This is a genomic window from Falsiroseomonas tokyonensis (assembly GCF_019024325.1).
Taxonomy (GTDB): Bacteria; Pseudomonadota; Alphaproteobacteria; order Acetobacterales; family Acetobacteraceae; genus Falsiroseomonas; species Falsiroseomonas tokyonensis.
Map to the genome: position 1 here is coordinate 1 of NZ_JAFNJS010000015.1, position 20,103 is coordinate 20,103.

At 70.4% G+C, this 20,103-nt stretch carries 21 protein-coding genes; all 21 read left to right on the forward strand.

Annotation, left to right across the window (positions count from 1 at the left end):
- The coding region (locus tag J3S20_RS27860) for a hypothetical protein (RefSeq protein ID WP_216840201.1) at positions 1–192 on the forward strand (192 nt) is incomplete at its 5' end.
- Between the two features lie 12 nt (positions 193–204).
- Positions 205–441 carry a phage head-tail joining protein gene (locus J3S20_RS27865; RefSeq protein WP_216840202.1) on the forward strand — a complete coding sequence of 79 codons (237 nt, stop codon included), beginning with the start codon at positions 205–207 and terminating at the stop codon, positions 439–441.
- Positions 441–1,922, forward strand: coding sequence for a phage portal protein (locus J3S20_RS27870; protein WP_216840203.1), 1,482 nt, complete (start codon positions 441–443; stop codon positions 1,920–1,922). The genes J3S20_RS27865 and J3S20_RS27870 overlap by 1 nt, the downstream gene beginning before the upstream one ends.
- Positions 1,919–3,412, forward strand: coding sequence for a ubiquitin-activating E1 FCCH domain-containing protein (locus tag J3S20_RS27875; RefSeq protein WP_216840204.1), 1,494 nt, complete (start codon positions 1,919–1,921; stop codon positions 3,410–3,412). The genes J3S20_RS27870 and J3S20_RS27875 overlap by 4 nt, the downstream gene beginning before the upstream one ends.
- A 24-nt stretch (positions 3,413–3,436) precedes the next feature.
- Positions 3,437–5,512 carry a prohead protease/major capsid protein fusion protein gene (locus J3S20_RS27880; protein ID WP_216840205.1) on the forward strand — a complete coding sequence of 692 codons (2,076 nt, stop codon included), beginning with the start codon at positions 3,437–3,439 and terminating at the stop codon, positions 5,510–5,512.
- A gap of 82 nt (positions 5,513–5,594) precedes the next feature.
- Positions 5,595–5,942: a DUF2190 family protein gene (locus J3S20_RS27885; RefSeq protein ID WP_216840206.1), complete on the forward strand. Its 348-nt coding sequence runs from the start codon at positions 5,595–5,597 to the stop codon at positions 5,940–5,942.
- Entirely contained in the window at positions 5,939–6,577 is a 639-nt protein-coding gene (locus tag J3S20_RS27890) for a structural protein (protein WP_216840207.1), read from the forward strand. Before J3S20_RS27885 ends, J3S20_RS27890 begins: the two co-directional genes overlap by 4 nt.
- Positions 6,574–6,882 (forward strand): head-tail joining protein, encoded by a 309-nt coding sequence (locus tag J3S20_RS27895; protein WP_216840208.1) that lies wholly within the window; start codon positions 6,574–6,576, stop codon positions 6,880–6,882. The genes J3S20_RS27890 and J3S20_RS27895 overlap by 4 nt, the downstream gene beginning before the upstream one ends.
- 10 nt (positions 6,883–6,892) lie before the next feature.
- Complete coding sequence (locus J3S20_RS27900) at positions 6,893–7,192, forward strand: hypothetical protein (protein WP_092963389.1); 300 nt, start codon at positions 6,893–6,895, stop codon at positions 7,190–7,192.
- A gap of 3 nt (positions 7,193–7,195) precedes the next feature.
- Complete coding sequence (locus tag J3S20_RS27905; RefSeq protein WP_216840209.1) at positions 7,196–7,921, forward strand: DUF6441 family protein; 726 nt, start codon at positions 7,196–7,198, stop codon at positions 7,919–7,921.
- Positions 7,918–8,364, forward strand: a complete 447-nt coding sequence (locus tag J3S20_RS27910) for a hypothetical protein (RefSeq protein WP_216840210.1) — start codon at positions 7,918–7,920, stop codon at positions 8,362–8,364. The genes J3S20_RS27905 and J3S20_RS27910 overlap by 4 nt, the downstream gene beginning before the upstream one ends.
- Before the next feature lie 21 nt (positions 8,365–8,385).
- Positions 8,386–9,339, forward strand: coding sequence for a phage tail tube protein (locus J3S20_RS27915; protein ID WP_216840211.1), 954 nt, complete (start codon positions 8,386–8,388; stop codon positions 9,337–9,339).
- Between the two features lie 159 nt (positions 9,340–9,498).
- A complete protein-coding gene (locus tag J3S20_RS27920) occupies positions 9,499–11,016 on the forward strand; it encodes a hypothetical protein (RefSeq protein WP_216840212.1) in 1,518 nt (505 codons plus the stop codon).
- On the forward strand, positions 10,979–13,465 hold the full coding sequence (locus tag J3S20_RS27925; RefSeq protein WP_216840213.1) for a hypothetical protein: 2,487 nt from the start codon (positions 10,979–10,981) through the stop codon (positions 13,463–13,465). The genes J3S20_RS27920 and J3S20_RS27925 overlap by 38 nt, the downstream gene beginning before the upstream one ends.
- Positions 13,466–13,590: 125 nt before the next feature.
- On the forward strand, positions 13,591–13,968 hold the full coding sequence (locus J3S20_RS27930; protein WP_216840214.1) for a hypothetical protein: 378 nt from the start codon (positions 13,591–13,593) through the stop codon (positions 13,966–13,968).
- A 164-nt stretch (positions 13,969–14,132) separates the two neighbouring features.
- The gene (locus J3S20_RS27935) at positions 14,133–14,285 is read left to right on the forward strand and encodes a hypothetical protein (RefSeq protein ID WP_216840215.1); all 153 of its coding nucleotides are present in this window, start codon (positions 14,133–14,135) and stop codon (positions 14,283–14,285) included.
- 29 nt (positions 14,286–14,314) lie between these two features.
- A complete protein-coding gene (locus tag J3S20_RS27940) occupies positions 14,315–16,471 on the forward strand; it encodes a tape measure protein (RefSeq protein ID WP_216840216.1) in 2,157 nt (718 codons plus the stop codon).
- 2 nt (positions 16,472–16,473) lie between these two features.
- On the forward strand, positions 16,474–17,160 hold the full coding sequence (locus J3S20_RS27945) for a hypothetical protein (protein WP_092963421.1): 687 nt from the start codon (positions 16,474–16,476) through the stop codon (positions 17,158–17,160).
- A 2-nt stretch (positions 17,161–17,162) separates the two neighbouring features.
- A complete protein-coding gene (locus tag J3S20_RS27950) occupies positions 17,163–17,729 on the forward strand; it encodes a hypothetical protein (protein ID WP_216840217.1) in 567 nt (188 codons plus the stop codon).
- Positions 17,726–18,079, forward strand: coding sequence for a DUF6950 family protein (locus J3S20_RS27955; RefSeq protein ID WP_216840218.1), 354 nt, complete (start codon positions 17,726–17,728; stop codon positions 18,077–18,079). The genes J3S20_RS27950 and J3S20_RS27955 overlap by 4 nt, the downstream gene beginning before the upstream one ends.
- On the forward strand, positions 18,079–20,100 hold the full coding sequence (locus J3S20_RS27960) for a phage tail protein (protein ID WP_216840219.1): 2,022 nt from the start codon (positions 18,079–18,081) through the stop codon (positions 20,098–20,100). Before J3S20_RS27955 ends, J3S20_RS27960 begins: the two co-directional genes overlap by 1 nt.
- The last annotated feature ends 3 nt before the right edge of the window (positions 20,101–20,103 follow it).

Here is a 20,103-nt window from a genome sequence, read left to right on the forward strand (position 1 = left end):
CGGTATGGCGACCGCTTCTGGCAGCAGCTGCGCGACCAGATCGCCGATGCTCCGCTGCGGGTGAGCGAACTTCCCGCCGCTGGGAATGTCGCTGACCCGCCGCCGCCATCGCAGGCCGCGCCGGCGCTAGCCGCATCCGACACCCAGCGCCCGCGTGGCTGGCTCGCGCCGCGCAGCGGCTGGCTTCGCTGAAGGAGGACGATCATGGACCCGACCGTCCTCGCCTGGGCACTGGCGCAGCCTGCCGGCACCCGCGCCGCTGTGCTGGCCGCTGCCTTCACTGGTGGCACCACGCGCGTGACCTTCGACGGCCGCACCGTGGAATACCGGTCGCTCGATGAGCTCGGTCGTGCGCTCTCGGTCCTGCATGCTGCCGAGAACACCGCGGCACGCCGGCCCAGCGTGACCTTCGCCAGCTTCTCTCGCGAGGGCAGCAGGTGATGGGGCGCCTCCGCGATGCTTGGCAGGCGCTGCGTGGCTATGCCGCCGCCCAGGACAGCCGCGCCTCCTCCTGGGCGGCCTCGGGCGGCAGCGCCACGGCCGAGGTCGGCGCCGCGGCCCCCACCGTGGCCCGCCGCGCCCGCGACGCCGTGCGCAACGACCCGTATGCCGCCCGCATCGTCGATCTCTGGACCGGCAACGCCGTCGGCGCCGGCATCACCACCCGCTGGCCGGACAAGCCACATGCCGAGGCCTGGCGCCGCTGGTCCGACAGCACCGCCTGCGACGCCGAGGGGCGGCTCGATCTCTATGGCCTGCAGGCCCTGGTCATGCGCGCCGTGGTCGAGAGCGGGGAATGCTTCGTCCGGCTGCTGCCGGCCGACATCACGCCCGCCAATCCGATCGGGCTGCGCCTGCAGGTGCTGGAGAGCGACCACCTCGACACGGCGCGGCAGGGCGTCATCGAGGGCGTTCCCACGCTGCAGGGTATCGGCCTCGGCGATGCGGGTGAGCCGGTCGGCTACTGGTTGCATCGCGTGCATCCCGGCGCATCCTGGGTGCTGCCGGGCGGCGCCACCTGGCTGAGCAGCCAGCGGGTCCCCGCCCGCGATGTGCTGCACATCTATCGCAAGCGCCGGCCCGGCCAGCTGCGTGACGTGTCGTGGCTCGCCCCGGTGCTCACCCGCCTGCGCGACCTTGGCGACTACGAGGCTGCGCTGCTGATGAAGGCAAAGATCGAGGCCTGCCTCGCCGCCGTCGTCTCCGAGGATGGCGACGAGGCGATGACCGGGCCGGCTTCGGGTCTCCTCCGCGATGCGCAGGGCCGCACGGTGGAAAGCTTCGAGCCCGGCATGATCCTGTATCGCCGCGGCATGGGATCCGTGGAGGTGGTGAACCCGTCTGGCGGCGGCAGCCACGCGGCCTTCGCGCGCCGCGCGCTCGAGGCGTCGGCCGTCGGCACGGGCCTGACCTACGACCAGGTCGCGGGTGACCTCACCCAGGCGAACTACTCATCGCTTCGGGCCGGCAAGATCGAGTTCCGGCGCCTCTGCGAACAGGTGCAGTACGGCATGCTGATCCCGATGCTGGTCCGGCCGATCGCCGGCCGCTTCCACGCCCAGGGCGCGCTGCTCGGGTTGTGGGGCGCGGAGGTGCCGGACGGCCTGTCCCACGTCCCGCCGGCCCACGAGATGATCGACCCGCTCAAGGACACCACCGCGCTGATCGCGCAGGTGCGTGCCGGCTTCGTGCCGCAGCCCGAGGCGGTGGGCGCCTTCGGCTATGACTTCCGCCAGGTGGTCGAGATGATCCGCGAGGCCAACGCCCTGCTCGACGAGGCGGGCCTCTCCCTCGACAGCGATCCGCGCCGCGTCGCGAAGTCGGGCGCGGCCCAGGACGCGGCGCAGCTCGCCGCCATCGAAATCGCCGCCACTGGTGCCGCGTCGCCGCGCGCCGAGCCGACACCCGGAGCATCCCCATGATCGCAGGCGCCTACGACTGGACCGACGACATGCTCAAGATCAAGAGCATGCAGAAGAAGTTCCGCGATAGCTTCAACGGCACCGAGATCAACCCGGCGCGGTGGGAGATCGCGGCCAGCGGCGGCGGCATCACACACACCGTCGCGGATGGCGCCGTGACCATCTCCGCCGGCACGACCCTCGACGATGAGCTGACGCTCACCAGCCGCACCACCTTCACCATCCCGCTCCGGGTCATGGTGGCGGTGAACATGAGCCAGCGCATCGTCGGCCAGTCGGTGTGGCTCGAGCTGGTCAGCATCGATCCCACCACCGCCCAGCCGGATGGGCGCAGCGCCGCGGCTTGGCGGCTGGACGGCGCCAGCGCCACGCTCGCGAACTACGAAGTCCAGAGCGAGGGGGCGCCGCGCCTCGGCAGCACTTCCGGCAGCACCATTCCCACCACCGCCCCCGCGGGCTGGTCGGTGCTGGAGCTCGAGCCGACCAACGACGAATGCTACTTCCACGGCCGCCTGCTCGACACCACAGCGGCGCGCTCGAACTCCTATGTCCGCCATCAGCAGATTCCCGAGCCGAATGCGCTGTATCGCTTTCGGATCCGCGTGCGGAACCGGCAGTTCATCAGCGGTATTTCGGCGGTGGCGAACAATGGCGGTGGGGCGGTGCGCATCACTCGCGCGGCGCATGGCTTTGCCACGAATGACACGGTGACGGTGGCGGACGTGTCGGGCGTGCCCGGGGCGAATGGGACCTTCACCATCACGGTGATCGACGCGAACAGCTTCGATCTGGTGGGCTCGACCTTCACCGGCGCCTATCTCAACACCGGCTGGGCCTCGATCTCGCGCAACCTCGCGCCGGTCTCGAACACGGACATCAAGGTCCAGTTCGTCACCATCGCGGACTATGCTGAGCTCACCACCGAGATCACGGCCGGCCGCGGCCAGTCGGTCGCGGGCCAGGGGCTGGGCGTGAACGTCCTCAGCACCATCCCCCCGACGGTCACGCCCGTGGGTGGTCAGGCGCGCAACACCAGCGGCGCCGTGCCGGTTCTGGCCGCAACCGGCTACTCGGCCAACCCGGTCGCCGTCACAACGGCGCGGGGCGTCGATCTGCTGGCGACGCTGATCGGCGCGCTGGTCACCAAGCCCTATGCCATCCCGGAGGCGGACTGGCAGTACGCCGCCGCCGCGGGTGGGATCATCAACACCGCCGATGTGGCGCTCCGGGCTGCGGCGGCTGCCGGCATCCGGAACTACGTGACCTCGATCGACATCCGCAACGCGCACGCGACGGTCGCGACGGAGGTGGTGATTAAGGACGGCGCCACGGTGATCTGGCGGCAGCTGCTGCCGGCGGCGATGGCGGCCCCGGTGGAGATCACCTTTCCCACGCCGCTGCGCGGCACCGCGGCCACGGCCATGAACGTCGCCTGCATCACCACCGGCGCGCAGGTCTACGTCAACGCGCAGGGCTTCGCCGCGCCGTAACGGCGCAGCCCAGGAGCACACCTCATGACCGAGCCAATCGAACCGAGCGCGGAATCCCCCGCGCCGGATCGACTTCCCGACGCTGGGCAATCGATCGTGGCCTGCCGCGCCCTGGCGGCGCCCGTCACGGTCAATCGCTCTGCCCGCACCGTCGAAGTGGTGTGGAGCACCGGCGCACGGGCCCGCAACTTCGTGCCGCCCTATGGGCCGATCCTCGAAGAGCTCGACATGGCACCCTCAGCGGTGCGCATGGATGCGCTCCGGTCCGGCCGCGCCCCCGTGCTGGACACGCATCGGCGTGCCGGCACGCGCGATGTTCTGGGTCGCGTCACCGCCGCTCGCCTCGAGGCCGGCCGCGGCTACGCCACCCTGCAATTCAGCGGTGCCGATGACGTGGAGCCGGTCTGGCAGCGCGTCGCTGACGGCACGCTGCAGTCTGTCAGCGTCGGCTACCGGGTGCATCGCTACGAGCCCCGGCCCGACGCCAGCACCGGCCAGACCATCCACCGCGCCGTGGATTGGGAGCCCTACGAAATCTCGATCGTGCCCGTCCCCGTGGACGGCCTGGCCGTGATCCGTGGCGAGGGGGATCAGGGCACCCCCGCCACCGCCATCGAACCCGCCCTGACCATCCTCGAGGAACCACCCATGCCCGAGACGACGCCGGCTTCGCCGGATCCCGCGCCGGCGCCGCCCGCGCCGCCCATCGCCCCGCCCCAGGAGACCATCGTGACCACCACCGCTTCGCCCGAGCCGACCCGCGCTGTCCCGCCGGCCCCCGACCTGGAGGCCATCCGCGCCGAGGCGGAGCGCGCCGCCGTCGAGCGCATCGCTGGCTACGAGCCGGTGCTGGCCGCCGCCCGTGGCCTGGTGACCGCCGACATGCTCGACACCATGCGCGAGGCCGCCATCCGCGACCGCGTCTCGCCCGAGGTGCTGCGCGGCCGGCTGTGGGAGGCCTTCACCAGCGGCGCCGCGCGCCCCTCCCTGCCGGCGCGCCCCGACACCGGCCCGTCCAACGAGGACCCGTCGCAGCTTCTCGACGCCATGGCCGAGGCGCTCGCCGCCCGCACCATGCCCGGCTACCAGGCGCCGGCCACCGGCCGCCACACCGAGTTCCTGGGCTGGCGGCCCTCCGACATGATCGGCGAGCTGCTGCGTGCGCGCGGCGAGCGCAACGTCCCACGCAACCCGACCATCCTGGCCGAACGCGCCTTCCACACCACCAGCGACTTCCCGGCGCTGCTCTCGGCCGCGGCCAACAAGATGCTGCTGGCGGCCTACGCGCCGGCCGCGCCGACCTACCGCACGCTGTTCCTGCGGCGCGATTTCCGCGACTTCAAGCCGCACCGGCATCTCCGCGTCGGCGACTTCCCGACGCTGCTGCCGCTTTCGGAAAATGGCGAAGTCCAGGCCGGCACCATGTCCGAGAGCCAGGAGCTGGTCTTCCTGCAGACTTTCGCGCGGCGCATCCGTGTGACGCGCCAGATGCTGGTGAACGACGATCTCGGCGCGTTCACCGACTTCGCCTCCATGATCGGCCGCCGCGTCGCGGACTTCGAGAACGCCACGGCCTACGCGCTCGTGAACAGCGCGGCCGGCGACGGCCCCACGCTCACCACTGGCGCGGCGGCGGTGTTCGGCACGGCAGCAGCGCGGGCCAACAAGGCGGGCGCGGGCACCGCGCTCGACCTGCCCAACCTGGCGTTGGGCCGTGCCGCGGTGATGCGCCAGAAGACCCTCGACGGGCTTCCCATCGCGGTCGGCGCGCAGATGCGCCTGCTGGTCGGGCCGAACCAGGAACTCGCGGCGCGGCAGCTCACCGTCTCCGTCCAGGCGACGCAGACCAGCAACGCCAATGTCTACGCCGGCTTCGTGCAGCCGCTGGTCGAGCCGCTGATCCCGGCAAACCGCTGGTATCTCTTCTCGGATCCGATGGCGGCCCCGGTCTACGTCTACGGCTACCTGAACGGCGCCGAGGGTCCGCAGGTTACCACCGGGAATGTCCAGGGCGTGGACGGCGTCGAGGTCAGCGTGATCTTCGACTTCGGCGTCGGCGCCATCGACTGGCGCGGCGCTTGGTTCAACCCGGGCACCTGACCCCGGCTCCTCCCGTACATCGTGAACCCATGCAGAGGGCGCCCCACCGGGCGCCTTCTGCGTTTCTGGAGACCTCATCGCCATGCGCAACTATGTCCAGCCGGGCGACAGCCTGGCGCTCGCCGTGCCCTATGCGGGCGGCGTTACCTCCGGCCAGGGCGTCCTGGTCGGCGCGCTGTTCGGTGTCGCCGCGGTCGATGGCGTGCAGAACGCCGTCATCGAATGCCAGACCAAGGGTGTGTTCGACATCACCAAGGAGCCGGCGCTCGCCATAACCGCCGGCGCCCGGGTGTTCTGGGACAACACGAACCGGCGCCTCACCACCACCGCCACCGGGAATTTCCAGGTGGGCCTCGCCACGGTGGCGGCGCTCGCTGCCGACACCACCGTGCGTGCCGTGCTGCTGCGCGTTCCGGCGTCCGGCGCATGAGTCTCGATCCCAAGGCCACGCGGGGCTATCGCAACCGCAACCCAGGCAACATCGAGCATGTCCCCGCCAATGCGTGGCAGGGGCTGGCCGATCCGCCCTCGGACGGGCGCTTCTGCCGCTTCACCAGCCACGAGTTCGGCATCCGCGCGCTCGCCGCCCTGCTGGTCACCTATCAGGACCGGCACAAGCTGCGGACGCCGCGGGCGATCATCGAGCGCTGGGCACCCAAGGTGGAGAACGACACCGCCGCGTACATCGCAGTGGTGGCGCGGCGGATCGGCGTTGGGCCGGACGAGGCGATCGACCTGCATCGGCACGATCACCTCCGGTCGCTGGTCGAGGCGATCATCCACCACGAATGCGCCGGGCTGTCCTATCCGGCCGCGGTGATCGATCGGGCCCTGACGCTCGCCGGGGTGCCGCCGGCGCCACCGGTGACGCTGCGGGAGGTCGCGGCTGTCACCGGCACCGGGCGTGGTGCGGTGCTGGTGGGTGCGGCGGGCATCGCGACCGCCGTGGCGCAGGCCGCGCCGGCGATCCAAGCCCTCGGCACGTTAGCGCCGGCCGTCGCCATCGCGGTCATCGCCGCCGCCGTGGTGGGCGTGCTCGCCTGGCGACTGCGACGGCCGGCATGAGCGCCTTCGCCGCGGCCATGGACGTGCTGGCCGCGGATCCGAACATCGGGACGGATGCGAGCTATCGCGCGGGCGGGATCGGGGCGCCGGTCCTGCTCCGCGTGATGCGCTCGGCGCCGGACCGGCTGGGCGACGCCTTTGGCACCAGCGTGATCCAGGCGAGCGACGTGTTGACCGTCGCCATCGCCGTGCTGCCCGCTGTGGACGCGGACGACACCTTCACCCTGGGCGCCGACACCCTGACCGTCCAGCACGCCGAGCGCGACGCGGCCGGCATCGCCTGGCGCGTCTTCTGCCGCCGATAGGAGCACCGCCATGATCGACCCCGAACGCATCGGCGGCATTGTCGGCGAGGCGCTGCTCGCCGGCGCCCTGGGTGCGCTCGGGGCGATGGCGCGCTTCTCGTCCACAGACCGACCGCTGCTGACCCGCGCCTATCTGCTGCACGCGCTGGCCGGTGGCAGCCTTGGCACTGGCGCCTGGCTCATCGCCCATGCCTTCGAGCTCGATGGCTGGTGGCTCTTCGCCGTCGCGTGGCTGGCCGGCACGCTCGGCTATGCCGCCCTGCATGACCTGCTGCTGCGCATCCTGAGCCGCAAATTCGGTGGGCGCTGATCCATGCGGCTCGGGGCCGCCATCGTCGGCGACCTCCGCAAGGTGCTGGCCGATGAGGTGAAGGCGGGTGAGCGCGCGGCCATGACCGCCATCCGCGCGGAAACCGACCAGGTGAAGGCCGAACTCCGCCGCCAGGTCACCACCGCCTTTTCGGCCAACGCGCGGGGCATCGCCAATGCTTGGCGGTCGATGATCTTCCCGCGGTCCGGCCAGTCACTGCGGCCGGCGGGGCTGGTCTTCACCAAGGTGCCGAACGTCATCGACGCCTTCGAGCGCGGCGCCCTGATCCGAACCAAGGGGGGCGGGAAGTTCCTGGCCATCCCGACCGGCTTCAACGCCGCCAGGGGGCGGCGTGGCCGAGGCGAGAAGGGCATGCGGGTGACGCCCGCGCAGATGGTCGCCTCCGGCCAGGGCTTCCTCCGGCCCTTCAAATCGGGCCGGGGCTTCGTGTGGTGCCTGCCGCTGCGGCAAGGCGAGCAGATCGGGCGGCGCCGCCGAACCCGGCTGGTGGCGGGCGGGGTCACGGAAGTAGGCACGGCCAACCGCAAGGGCCGCGAGGCCTGGGCGCGCGGCCTGCTGGAGCAGGGAATGGTGCCGATGTTCCTTCTTCTGCCGCAGGTGAAGCTGGCTAAGCGGCTCGATGTGCGCGGCGCGGCTGAGCGAGGGCTGCGCCGTCTGCCGGGGCGCTTCGTGGCGGCGTGGGAACGCGAGAGCGGCAGGGCCGCGTGAGCGCGCGCGAGACCGCCATCGCCGCGCTGCACAGCCGGCTGATCACGTCGCTGGCCGTCAGGAACCCAGCGCCGACCGTGCTGCGGGGCGAGACCATCCCGCAGCGCATCCCCGCCGGCGGGCTGGTCGTGGTGCGCGACGGCGAGGCGGTGGAGGAAACGCCGATCCTTTCCCCGCTCGCTTGGCAGATCGAGCATCGTGCCGAGGTCGAGATCACCGTCGCCGGCGCCACGCCCGCTGCACGCAACACGCTGCTCGACGCGCTGCTGGTGGATATCGCTGCAGCCATCACCGCCAACCGCAGCCTCGGCGGTGCCGTTGAATGGGCGCAGCCCGGCAGTGCGTCCTTCGAGGATGTCGAGTTCGAGGGCGCTGCCGCGGCCCGCGCCGCAGCCATCCCCGTCACCCTCTGGTTCACCGTCGCCGGCTCGCCGCTGGCCTAATCCCCCTCCAGGAGAACGACCATGCCCCGTGCCATTGGCGCGAATTGCCGTCTGCTCATGCTGCCCGAGACCGTCTACGGCACCGCGCCCGGTAGCAACTGGCGGCGCATGCCGTTCCTGTCCTGTGATCTTGGCGCAGAGCAGCCGCTGCTGGATGCCGACGTCATCGGCGTCGGCAGCAACCGCGACCCGGCCGCGCCCTTCCTCGACACGGTCACGGTCGCCGGCCAGGCGGTGGTGCCGGTCGACCTGATCAACATCGGCCACTGGCTGCGGCTGCTGTTGGGCCCGCCGACCACTACCGGCACCACCAACTTCATCCACACCTTCGGCTCGGGCGCGGCGTCGCTGCCGAGCAACGCGATGGAGATCGGCTATCCCGATGTCCCGTCCTTCGACGTGTGCACCGGCGTGCGCGCCGACACGCTGGAGATGGACTTTACGCCGACCGGAGCGGCGACGGCGACCTTCGGGCTGCTCGGCCAGGGCTCGGTGCGCACCGGCGCAACGTCGGGTGGCACTCCGACCAGCGCGGCCTACACCGCCTTTAACAAAGCGCAGGGGAGCATCACGCGCAGCGGCTCGGCCCTAGCGCAGGTCACCGGCGCGCGGCTCACCTACGCCAACGGGATGGAGGCGGTGCGCACCATCCGCGCCGATCGGCGCGTCGATGGCGTAGACCCCGGCATCGCGCGCTGCACCGGCCAGATCACCGTGCGCTTCGAGAACACGACGCTGCTCGCCCAGGCGCAGGCCGGCACCTCGGCGGAATTTGCGCTGGCCTTTACCATCGACGCGAACCGCAGCCTGACGATCACGCTGCACGAGGTCTATCTGGCTCTCGCCAAGACCCCGATCGAGGGGCCGGCCGGGGTGGAGGCCAGCTTCGAGTTCAGGGCCGCGTTCAACGCCACGGCGACGCGCATGATGACGGCGGTGCTGCGGAACCAGCAGGCTGGGACGGAGTATGCCTGAGCCCATTAAGCGGCCAGGACATCATAGATGGATTGCGGTTCTGCGCTGTCAGACCGCATCATTGTCTTGATGAATGGTCGGGGGGAGTAGAGGTTGGGAGTTCTTCAGCCGGTTTGGACGGAGCGGGCGACAAAAAGTTCTGGCCGGGACCCTTTGGGGATGCAGGCCACCTCGGTCCGCATCTACCGTACCCTGGTACCCGGGCTAACCAACGTGACGAACCGGCTCCGCTATTACAGCTTCTACTGCTGGACAGTGGCGACCTTTAACCGAGAGGTCCACAACAACGACACTGCACATTGGCGGCGCTTCATCCGCCGCGCCGAGGCCCTGCTTGCCCTCGCCAGTTACCGCCACGATAGGGACCGCTCGGGCGGCATGGCCGGGAGGGAATGGGCCGAGCGCTTGGATCGCGAGCGCCTGTTGGATGGCATCAGTGTCCTCGATCTCTCCATTCAAGATGCGGCGGCAACGCGAGCTAGATCTCTCGACAGCTACCTCGGGGCGATCGGTGGAAATTTTGGGCAGTTCTACATCGCCAGCATGTTGGAGGTTGGCCTACTGTCCCCCTCGAAGGGCGTGCCGCTCATTGCGGATGGTCCGGGCCGCGCAATGGCGGCAGCCTATCGCCAGGCGGTGGGTCCGATGGGCGATGTTGCCCTGAAGGCTATCCTGACGGGCGAGGTAGCTGTTGCCGACCTGGAGGCCATCGGCGAGGCGATGGGGCCTCATTGCATTCAGCTGCCAAGCGAGGAGATGAATCTGCTCCGCGGCTTTATCCGCGGCGACGGTGGCCGACCAGGTGTCGGTGGTGCACGCCGATCCAGTGCCTGGCTCCTTCTCCACTACATGCGGCGTCTGCGCGAAGTTGGAGGCGACCCGAAAAAACATAAGGACGACCACGTTCGTGAGGCCTTCTACAACGGCTTGATGCCAGGGAAGGAGCCGTTCGAAGCGCCGGGCGAGACCGTCAAAGTTTGGCGTGCCTACCAGGCAAATGAGCTCTGCCATGCTGCGCTCGCCGCAATCTTCAATGTCATGCTGAATCACGCAGAGCGTGCTGACGGACCCGCGCCGGACGTGCTCTGCGCTGAGGTTTCCGGTCGGCTAGCAGAGGCGGCCGGCGCTACAACAAGTTGGGCTGATTGGGCAGAGGCTTGCGGCGAGCGGTTCACGCAAAAGGAGGCGGAACTTGAGGATGCAGCTCGACGCTGCCTGGTGAAGCTTCCTGAGCAGGAGGGATTGCCCGAAGGTGCGGTCGAGGCACTACAACTGCTTGGCACGCTTTGGGCGCGCTGGGCGGCTCGGCAGGATGGAGTATTGGCGGTGGTCGATCGGCACGCCGGTGGGGGCGCGCGCTCCCTATCCGCGGTGCTTCGAACGCTCAACGACCACCGCGATCAACCTCTTGCAGAGGCACTGGCCTCTGTCATGCGCCTCCACCTCATCCGCCAACACCTGGAGATTGCTGGCCACAAGCTGCTCGCGAACAGCCTCGATACCTTCCACTTCACCCTTGAGGACGGCCGGGTGTGCGAGAGCTACACACGCGCCTTCTTCAACACTGCGCCTCGGCTTACAAACCTCAGCCGCTTTCTTGAGGACGCCCGCTACCACGAAGGCAACCAGCTAACGGCCGATGGCCACGCATTCCTGGACAGCCATGCTCCTGACTAAGCTCCTCGACGAGGTGAAGAAGCAGAAGGGTTTTCACTCCTCCATCACCACCACCTTCTCGGTGGACGGCGCCTTCTACGACTCCGGCATTGAGCGGCGGCTGAACCGCGATAGCTGCCGCAACAACATTCTCCTTGCGGATGCGACGATGTTCGCGACGTCCCTGGCTACGTTGCCGGAGGCATTTTCGCGCGCGGGGCGTCGCTATGCAGTCGTGCCTGCCCGCGCCCAAGCCTGTTTCCACCCAAAGCTGATGATCCGCTTGGGTGAACGGCGGGCACGGCTTAGCGTGTCCTCCGCTAACGCAACCGCGGCAGGTTGGTGCAGGAATCTCGAGCTGGTCGGCTCTCTCGCCTGGGACGCCAGGGACGACGGCCTGGACAATGCCGCGCAAGGGCAACTGATCCGCAAAGCGTTCAACTACGTACTTCCCTGGATGAGGGCCGTGCCAGGTGATGCCATGGAACACAAGTTAGCGCTGCTGCACCGTGACAGCCCTTGGCTTGCCGAATTCCGTGAAAACATCGAGCCACTCACGCTGCAGGATGGAACGCAGATTGACCTGCTGCTGGAGCGGGGCGACGGGGCCGGTGTCGGCATTCTGGAAAAGCTACGTGGCATCATCGGCCATCGCCAAGCGCACCGCGTAGTGCTGATCTCCCCGTTCTGGGATGCCGAAGCCCAAGCCATCGAGGACATTGCGAGCGCCTTCCCCAGTGCAGAAATCGTTGTCGGGCTTCCCGACCGACGCCCCAATTTCCCCGCCTACATGAATCTCAGTCATCTGAACCTGCGGCTCGCTCGGCTGCCCGCAGCACTTGGCGCGATGCGCGACCTGCACGCAAAGCTTGTTATCATTCAGTGCGAGGAGGGCGACCACGTCCTCTACGGCAGTGCGAATGTGAGTCGTGCCGCCCTGGGCTCACCCGGTCGGGCCGGCCGAAATGCTGAGGCCTGCGTCTATCGGCGGTATCCACGAGACGAGGCACTCTCCTGGCTAGGGTTGGAACTGGACCAGCCATTCGATCGGAGCTTGCTTCCCTCGGTCCGACCAGAGCCCGAGCCTGCAGGTGACGCCGAACTCCTTCCCGGTACGGTCGAACTGGATGAGCAGCAGCTGAGGTGGTGGCCACTGTCCAGCGGGTACTTAACCTCAGCGACGGTCCTGTTGCCGGGCGGTTCTGAGCACGCGGTGCGCGTGGGGGGCAACGGTCAAGGACTTGCCGACATTCCAGGTACGCCGAGCTGGCCGCTGATCGTGCGCTTCCGCCTTGCTGATGGTCGCAGGACGCTGCCTGCCCTCGTACATGACCCTAAACGACTTTGGCTGGCCTCCCCGGGATCCTACGGCGGCGCCACGTCGCTCGTTACCGGCTTCGAACAGGGCCGATTTGACATCATGGATCTTGCGGAGCTGGCCGATCTGCTCTTCGAGCGGCCTGATCGTGCCTCGGGTGGCGGCGGAAAGGGAGGCTCGGGGGAGGAACACCGCGACCACTACGACAGCGAGGAGGAGTTCCGTCGCGAGACCGAGGACACCAGCCGCAAGCATGCGATCTCTTTCCAGGCCAACCACGGTATCTGGAGCGGCCATCCCATCCAGGCTCTGGCCTCTCGCATCGCCATGGGCTGCCTGACCGGTGCCCCCGACCCGCGCACCGAGCGCGAGCGTGAACTGCGCGAGGAGGACGACCTAGCAGCGGGAGAAGACGAGGACGGCGAGCATGACGCGATGCCTAGGCCGGAGGACGTCGCCAACCCAGCCGAACAGGAGGCATCCTCGGCGGCCCTCTCCCCAGAGGAACAGGCCAAAGCCGAGGCTCGGCGGCGGCGACAGCACGACAGGCGCCGAAAGGTGCTTTTGCGCGCGCTCAAGCTTTTCGATGCCTGGCTTGCCGAACGCGTCCAGAACGCGTCCTTGCCTGTAGATGATGTTCCCGCCAAGGCATCCTTCATTCTCCGCCTGTTGCACGAGGCAGCGCGGCTTCGGCCCGATTCTGAGACATCCGCTTTTGCGCCATTGCTGAGCGAGTTGCCGGTGGGCAGGGACCGCCTGAGCGGCACGACCACCCTAGTGATTTCGATCCTTGAGCGGATCTGGGCCAGCCAGAAGGGCCAAGCCCCCTTGGCGCAACGGCTTGATCCAGAAGCCCGCAACGCCCGCGATCGTACAGATGCACTCGCGTTTGCCCGTTACAGCCGATGGGCGGCGGTGCGTTCGCTCCTGCTGCTGGAGGCCGGTGGACCGGCCCTAGCCACGCTGCCCCTCGTCCTGCAGCGCCCGATCGTCGCCATTTTGCGCAGCACCTATCTCGTCGCTCCGGATGGCCCGGACGAACACGAAAGCCTTCAGAAGCTTGAGGCAAGTATCGGTGGCGAGCCAGAACTGGCTGATGCCACCTACGAGCGCCTACGGCAGTTCCGCCTCCAATCTGCCGCAACGCATTAGCTGCTCCTCTGATCTGGCAGCACCGAATGGCGGCGGCATCGACATGACAGCCGACCCGTAGCGGCTCACGTCAAGTGCCTGACATCGAGACGTCTCGTCCGAGTATCACGCAAATGGAGAAATGCATGCTCACCCTCGACCTCCCGGTCGAGCCGTACTGGCTCGACCTGCCGCGCGGCGTCCGCGTGGAAATCCGCCCCGTCACCACCGCTGTCATGGCCGCGGCCCAGGCCGGCTCCGCCCGTCGCCTCGGCGCGCTGAGGGCCGCGGAGGCCGACCTCGACCCCGACATGGCCCGCGGCCTGGCCTTCGCCTTCCTGGTCAAGGCGCTCGCCCGCCACGCCGTCACCGCCTGGGAGGGGGTGGGCGACGCCGCCGGCAAGCCGCTGCCGCTCTCGCCGGAGGCCGTCGAGCGGCTGATGGATAGGGACGAGATGGCCGCCGCCTTCTGGGATCGCGCCACCGGTCCGGTCGCCGCAGTGGCGCTGGAGGGAAACGGCTAAGGGCCCGGGCCGAATGGCACTTCGGCCAGGGCCCTGACTACTGCCGCGGCTGCGCGGCCCTCGATCGCGACTGCGGGCTCGCCTGCCCCTACGCCGCCCACGCGCCGGCCAGCGTCCCGGGCGCCGCGTGCTGGGCTGCTGGCACCACCTGCGCCACGGCGACCATGAGCGGCCTCGACCTCGACATGCCGGCCGCGCTCGCCACCGCCCGCGAGATGGGGGCGGCCGGCTGGGCCGCGGCGGAACTGCTGCTGGCCATGCGCATGGGCCTCGCCGCCGGCAGCGCCGCTCGCCGCAGTGATCCCCCCGGACCCTGACGACCCCACCGACGCAGGAGGCGTGACGCATGGCGGATAGCACGCGCCGCGTCTCGGTCCGGCTGTCGCTCGACGATGCCGCCCGGGTCAATCAGGAGCTGCGCGAGGTCGGCGAGACCGGCCAGCGCAGCCTGGAGCGCATCCAGGGCGGCGCCGATCGCGCCTCCCGCGCGCTGGACCTGCTCGACGTCGCCGTCCGCGGCGTGCAGATCGCCGGCCTCGCCGCCGGGCTTCGCGCCGTGGTCGTCGCCGGCGACGCGCTCACCCAGTCCATGGGCCGGCTGAATACCGCGCTCGGCTCGATCGAGCGCGCCGGGGAGATCTACGACCGGCTGTACCGCGACAGCCTGCAGACCGGCGTTGCCGTCCGCGAGAGCGTCGACGCCTTCGTCCGCTTCTCGATCGCGGCCCGCGAGATCGGCGCCACCTCCGACCAGGTCGCCACCCTGGTCGGCGGCCTGCAGCGCATCGCCATTGCGTCGGGCGCCTCGCAGCAGGAGATCGCCTCCTCCACCCAGCAGCTCGCCCAGGCGCTGGCCTCCGGCACGCTACAGGGCGATGAGCTGCGCAGCATCCTCGAAGGCCTGCCGACGCTGGCGCAGGCGCTGGCGCGCGAGCTCGGCGTCTCCATCGGCGAGCTCCGCAAGCTCGGCTCCGAGGGCAAGCTCACCGCCGACACGGTCTTCCCGGCGCTGCTGCGCGCCGTCGAGCGGCTGAATGGCGAGTTCGAGCGCGCGCCGCTCTCGGTCGGCCGTGCCTTCGGGCAGCTTACCGCCGCCGCCGACCAGTTCCTCGCCCGTCTCGACCAGGCGATTGGCCTGTCCAACGCGCTGGCGCGCGCCCTGTCCGGCGCCGCCCGCGTGCTGGACGGCGTGCGTCGGGGCTCCGGCCTGCTGCTGCCCTCGGAGCAGGAGGCGGACCGCCGCGCCCAGGCCGAGGCGCTGCGCGCCCAGATCGCGCGCATCGAGGCGGAGAGTGACGGCCGCGACAGCCTGCGCTCCCAGCCGCGCCGTGGCTCGATCCAGAGCGGTCTGGTCGGCACCGCCCAGCGGCAGGCCGGCGTGGACCGCGCCGCGCGCCTCGAGGAACTGCGCCGGCAGTACAGCGAACTCCAGGAGGAAATCACCCGCGGCGAGCAGGCCGCGGGCGAGCGGCAGCGCACCGAGCAGGAGACCGCGGCCGCCCAGGCCGCCGAGGCACGCCGTCGCCGCACCGCCGCGGATGCCGAGGAACTGCGCCGCGCGCTCGACGACCGCTTCCGGATCAACAGCGAATACGACGACCGCGTCCGCCGGCTGCGCGAGGCCGAGGCCGCGGGTGGCATCACCGCCGCCGATCGCACGCAGTTGGAGACACTCGCCCTTCGCGACCGCGACGAGGCGCTGCGCCGCATCGAGGGCACCACCCGCCGTGTGGCCAGCATCCCGCGCCCCGACCGCGAGGCCGAGCGCGAGATCAACGACATCATCCGCGAGCGCGAGCGGCTGATTCAGAACAACGAAAACGCCCAGGAGCGCTACACCCGCCGCCTCGAAACCCTCGGCCGTCTGGTCGAGCGCTCCGAGCGCACCGGCCAGCCCATCCCCGACGAGACCGTCTCGCGCGAGGCCAATGCCGCGCTCGAGGAGCTGGAGCGCAGCCAGCAGCGTGTGCAGCAGGCCACCGAGCGCACCAGCAACACAGCGCGGGAACTTGGCCTGACCTTCTCGTCGGCCTTCGAGGACGCGATCATCAAGGGCGAGAGTTTCTCGAAGGTCCTGCAGGGCATCCTGCAGGACATCGCCCGCATCGTCGTTCGCCGCACCATCACCGAGCCGCTGGGCACGGCGGTCACCTCCAGCCTCAGTGGCTTCGACTTCGGCTCGATCTTCTCGGGGATCGGCTCGGCACTGGGCGGGTTGTTCCGCGCCGAGGGCGGGCCGGTGGCCGGCGGCCAGCCCTACATCGTCGGCGAGCGCGGGCCCGAATGGTTCGTGCCAAACCGCAGCGGCACCGTGCTGCCGAACGGCATGGCGCCGGGCGGGCCGGTGATCAACCAGAGCATCACCATCGATGCCCGCGGCGCCGATGCCGGCGTAGAGGCGCGGCTGCGGGTGCTCTCGGCGCAGATCGTGCGCCAGGCCAGTGCGGCCACGCTCGACGCCATCCGCCGCGGCGGCAGCGCCACCTCTATCGTGCGGGGATAGCCATGACGGAATATGCTTGGCCCGCCGTGCTGCGGCCGTCGCGGCTCAGCTTCTACCTGCAGCACAACACGCTGCGCTTTGTCTCGCCGGTCACCCGCGCTACGCAGGTGCTGCGGCGCGAGGGTGCGCGCTGGGTGGCAGAGGCGAGCTTCGAGCCGTTGGGCCGCGTGCAGGCCGGCGTGATGGACGGGCTGCTGGCGGCACTCGCCGGTTCCGCCAACACGGTGCGCATATGGGACTGGCGGCGCGAATACCGCACAGGCGATCCCCGCAGCCAGGGCGACGTGCCGACCGGACCCTACAGCTTCTCGGACGCCACCATCTTCACGGACGGGACCGGGCTGGTGGTGGGCTCCGGCAATCCGTCCCTGGCGGCCGGCGCACCACGCGGCGCGCTGTCGATCGTCACGCAGGGCTGGTGGCCGAGCACGGTGGCCGTCGGCGCGGGCGACTACATCGGCCTCGGCGGGCGGCTCTACATCGCCACCGCCGCGGTCGCTGCCTCCGGCGCGGGCACCGCCACCATCGCCATCGCGCCGCCACTGCGCGCCGCGGTGGTGGTCGGCGAGCCGCTGATCCTCTCGCTGCCGAGCGTGCCGATGCGCCTGGTCTCCGACGACGAGGCGGCGAACCCGACACGGCCCGGGCCCTTCGCCGCCGTGACCATCCGCTTGGAGGAGGCGCTTTAGCCATGTCCGGCACCCCACGCCTCAGCAACCAGGCGGCGGCCGCGGCCACCGCGCCCATCGCAACACCGGTGGTGCTGGTCGAACTCGACTTCGCCACCGGCCCCTTTCGCGTCTGGACCGGGCTCGGCCCGCTCGACTGGGCCGGGAAGGTGTTCGAGGGCGCCGGTAGCATTGGCGCCATCTCGGATGTGGAGGAGACGGTCGAGTTGCGTGCCGTGCGGCTCACCCTCGCCCTGTCGCCAGTGCCGCAGGAGGTGGTGGACATCGCACTGGCCGAGCGCAGCTATCGCCTGCGACCGGTCACGCTGTGGGGCGCGCTGCTGGACGCGCAGGGCGCCTTTGTCGCGGACCCGTTTCCGCTCTGGGCCGGGCTGATGGACACCATGGAGGTGACGGACGGCGGGGAGCCCTCCGTCGCGCTGGCCTGCGAGAGCCGGCTCGTGGACCTCGAGCGCGCCGAGGTGCGGCGCTACACCGACGCCGATCAGCAGGCCGAGTATCCGGGCGATCGGTTCTTCGAATTCGTGCCGGCACTCCAGGAGGCGGAAATCCGGCTGCCGAACCAGTGAGCCGGCTGCCCGACTGGCCGGAGCGGCTGGCGGCGCTGATCAGCGCCGCTGAGCATCGGCCCTTTGATGCGGCGCGCTGGAACTGCGGGCGCTTCGCCCTGGCGGCGGTGGTGGCCTGCACCGGGCGGCGGCCGTCGTGGCAGCACCAGCCCTCCCTCGCCGCGATGGCCGACACCGCAGGGTACCCGCGCGTGCCGGTCCCCTTCGCCCGCGCCGGCGACGTTGTGCTGGCCAGTGACCCGGATCGCCTCGGCGTCGTGCTCGACGCCGGCCGCGCCGCCTTCGTCGGACCCGCGGGCCTGCTCCGCCGCCCCATTACTGCCTGCACCATTACCTGGAGGGTTGGCTGATGCCCGTCGCCATCCCCTTCATCGCCGCTGCCGCGGGGGCCGCCGCCTCGGCCGTCATCGGCGGTGGCGTCCTGGGCGCCGTGGCGGCCGCCGGCGCCGCCCTGGTGGTCTCCGCCGTGGGTGCCGCGGTCTTCCGCCCCAAGTCGCCCTCCGCCGCCCGTAGCGCCAATGTCACCCCAGGGACGGACACCGGCCCGGGCTCCGGCTTCGATCCCCGCACGCCCGGCGCCGGCCGCACCCAGTCCTTCCGCCAGCCCATCACCGAGCACCAGGTCGTCTTCGGGCGCTGTCGCACATCGGGCCCCGTGGTGTTCCTGCATTCCGCCACCGATGACGAGGGCCGCGCCGACGGCTTCCTCCACGTCGTCGTGGTGCTGGCCGCCCACCGCGTCCGCGCCATCGGTGAGGTGTTCCTCAACGGCACCGCCTCCACCGACGCGAAGTTCGCCGGCCTGCTGCGCATCGACCGCGCACTGGGCGATCCCGGCCAGGCGGCCAACGCCAACCTCGTCGCAGACACTGGCGGCCAGTGGACCGCGGCCCATCGTGGCCAGGGGCGCGCCTATCTCGCCGTGCGCCTCAAGCTGCGGCCCGAGGCCTTCCCCTCCGGCGCGCCCAGCCTCTCGGCGATCGTCGAGGGTGCGGACACCATCCTCGACCCGCGGACCGGCGCCGCCGGTTGGTCCGACAATCCCGCGCTGTGCCTGGCCTGGTACCTGACTTCGCCCTTCGGGTGGCGCGCCGCGTGGTCGGATATCGACCTGCCGGCGCTGATGGCCGCGGCCAACATCTGCGACGAGATCATGGGCCGCCGCGATGGCACCGCGGAGCGCCGCTACACCGTCAACGGCGCCGTCACCCTGGGCGAGGGCAAGATCGCCATCACCCGCAAGCTGGTCGCTGCCATGGCGGGCGCGCTGGTCGTGAGTGGGGGGCGCTTCTACATCCATGCCGGCGCGCCGGCGCTGCCGGCGGCGACCCTCACCTCGGACGATCTGCGCGGCGACGTCACCATCGTAGGCTCGCGCCCGCGACGGGATCTCTTCAACGGGGTGCGCGCCGTTTATGTCGAGCCCGCAGCCGCCTGGCAGCCGACCGATGCCCCGCCGTTGCTCGCCAGCAACTACGTCACCGAGGATGGCGGCGAGGCGATCTTTCGCGACATGGAGTTCCCGCTCACCACCTCCGCCGCCACGGTCCAGCGCCTGATGAAAATCGAACTGGAGCGCAACCGCCGCCAGCGCGAGGTTGCGATGCAGGCCAACCTCTCGGCGCTGCGGCTGCGGCCCTGGGACGGGGTGACGGTGGCGCTCGAACGGCTGACGCCCTTTCCGGCGCGGGTGACCGGCTGGGCTCTGGCGCCGGATGGCGGGGTGAACCTGCAACTGGCGGAGGAGGATCCCGCCGTCTGGGCCTGGAACCCGGCGACCGATGAGCGGGCGACGGGCCAAAACCCGTCCGTGGTGCTGCCGAACCCGGGGGTGATCGCAGCGCCGGCCGCCATCCTGGTGGAGACGCCGCTCGGGACGTCGTTCACAGCGATGGCGGTGTCCTGGTCGGCGGTGGGCTCCGCCTATCTCGCCGGCTACGAGATCGAGTTCCGGCCGACCTCGGTGGCGGTCTGGCAGGGCTACGCAGGGGGCTTCGGCGCCACCGCCGTGGCCATCCCCACCGCGGAGCCGACCGCCTTTCGGGTGCGGGCGCAGGCGCGTAGCGGGGCGGTGTCAGGCTGGCGCGAGGCGCTGGTGCCGGCCGCCGCGTCCGGCCTGGCCGCGACCGGCATCGCTGGCGGCGTGCGGCTCTCGGGTGGCTTCCCCGCGGACGGGGTCCGGCTGCAGGTCTTCGAGGCCAGCAGCGCCAGCCTCTCCGCCGCCACCAAGCTCGCCAGCGAGCCGACCGCGCTGCCCTGGGACCGCACCGGCATCACCGCCGGACAGACCCGCTGGTACTGGCTGCGCAGCGTTTCGCCCGAGGGCAACGTCTCCGCCTTCGCCGGCCCGGTCACCGCCACCGCATTGTAGGAG

What these genes read in the sequence shown, in the direction of transcription:
- J3S20_RS27865 (WP_216840202.1), top strand. Translation starts at nt 205, where the DNA reads ATGGACCCGACCGTCCTCGCCTGGGCACTGGCGCAGCCTGCCGGCACC.
- J3S20_RS27870 (WP_216840203.1), top strand. Translation starts at nt 441, where the DNA reads ATGGGGCGCCTCCGCGATGCTTGGCAGGCGCTGCGTGGCTATGCCGCC.
- J3S20_RS27875 (WP_216840204.1), top strand. Translation starts at nt 1,919, where the DNA reads ATGATCGCAGGCGCCTACGACTGGACCGACGACATGCTCAAGATCAAG.
- J3S20_RS27880 (WP_216840205.1), top strand. Translation starts at nt 3,437, where the DNA reads ATGACCGAGCCAATCGAACCGAGCGCGGAATCCCCCGCGCCGGATCGA.
- J3S20_RS27885 (WP_216840206.1), top strand. Translation starts at nt 5,595, where the DNA reads ATGCGCAACTATGTCCAGCCGGGCGACAGCCTGGCGCTCGCCGTGCCC.
- J3S20_RS27890 (WP_216840207.1), top strand. Translation starts at nt 5,939, where the DNA reads ATGAGTCTCGATCCCAAGGCCACGCGGGGCTATCGCAACCGCAACCCA.
- J3S20_RS27895 (WP_216840208.1), top strand. Translation starts at nt 6,574, where the DNA reads ATGAGCGCCTTCGCCGCGGCCATGGACGTGCTGGCCGCGGATCCGAAC.
- J3S20_RS27900 (WP_092963389.1), top strand. Translation starts at nt 6,893, where the DNA reads ATGATCGACCCCGAACGCATCGGCGGCATTGTCGGCGAGGCGCTGCTC.
- J3S20_RS27905 (WP_216840209.1), top strand. Translation starts at nt 7,196, where the DNA reads ATGCGGCTCGGGGCCGCCATCGTCGGCGACCTCCGCAAGGTGCTGGCC.
- J3S20_RS27915 (WP_216840211.1), top strand. Translation starts at nt 8,386, where the DNA reads ATGCCCCGTGCCATTGGCGCGAATTGCCGTCTGCTCATGCTGCCCGAG.
- J3S20_RS27920 (WP_216840212.1), top strand. Translation starts at nt 9,499, where the DNA reads ATGCAGGCCACCTCGGTCCGCATCTACCGTACCCTGGTACCCGGGCTA.
- J3S20_RS27925 (WP_216840213.1), top strand. Translation starts at nt 10,979, where the DNA reads ATGGCCACGCATTCCTGGACAGCCATGCTCCTGACTAAGCTCCTCGAC.
- J3S20_RS27930 (WP_216840214.1), top strand. Translation starts at nt 13,591, where the DNA reads ATGCTCACCCTCGACCTCCCGGTCGAGCCGTACTGGCTCGACCTGCCG.
- J3S20_RS27935 (WP_216840215.1), top strand. Translation starts at nt 14,133, where the DNA reads ATGAGCGGCCTCGACCTCGACATGCCGGCCGCGCTCGCCACCGCCCGC.
- J3S20_RS27940 (WP_216840216.1), top strand. Translation starts at nt 14,315, where the DNA reads ATGGCGGATAGCACGCGCCGCGTCTCGGTCCGGCTGTCGCTCGACGAT.
- J3S20_RS27945 (WP_092963421.1), top strand. Translation starts at nt 16,474, where the DNA reads ATGACGGAATATGCTTGGCCCGCCGTGCTGCGGCCGTCGCGGCTCAGC.
- J3S20_RS27950 (WP_216840217.1), top strand. Translation starts at nt 17,163, where the DNA reads ATGTCCGGCACCCCACGCCTCAGCAACCAGGCGGCGGCCGCGGCCACC.
- J3S20_RS27960 (WP_216840219.1), top strand. Translation starts at nt 18,079, where the DNA reads ATGCCCGTCGCCATCCCCTTCATCGCCGCTGCCGCGGGGGCCGCCGCC.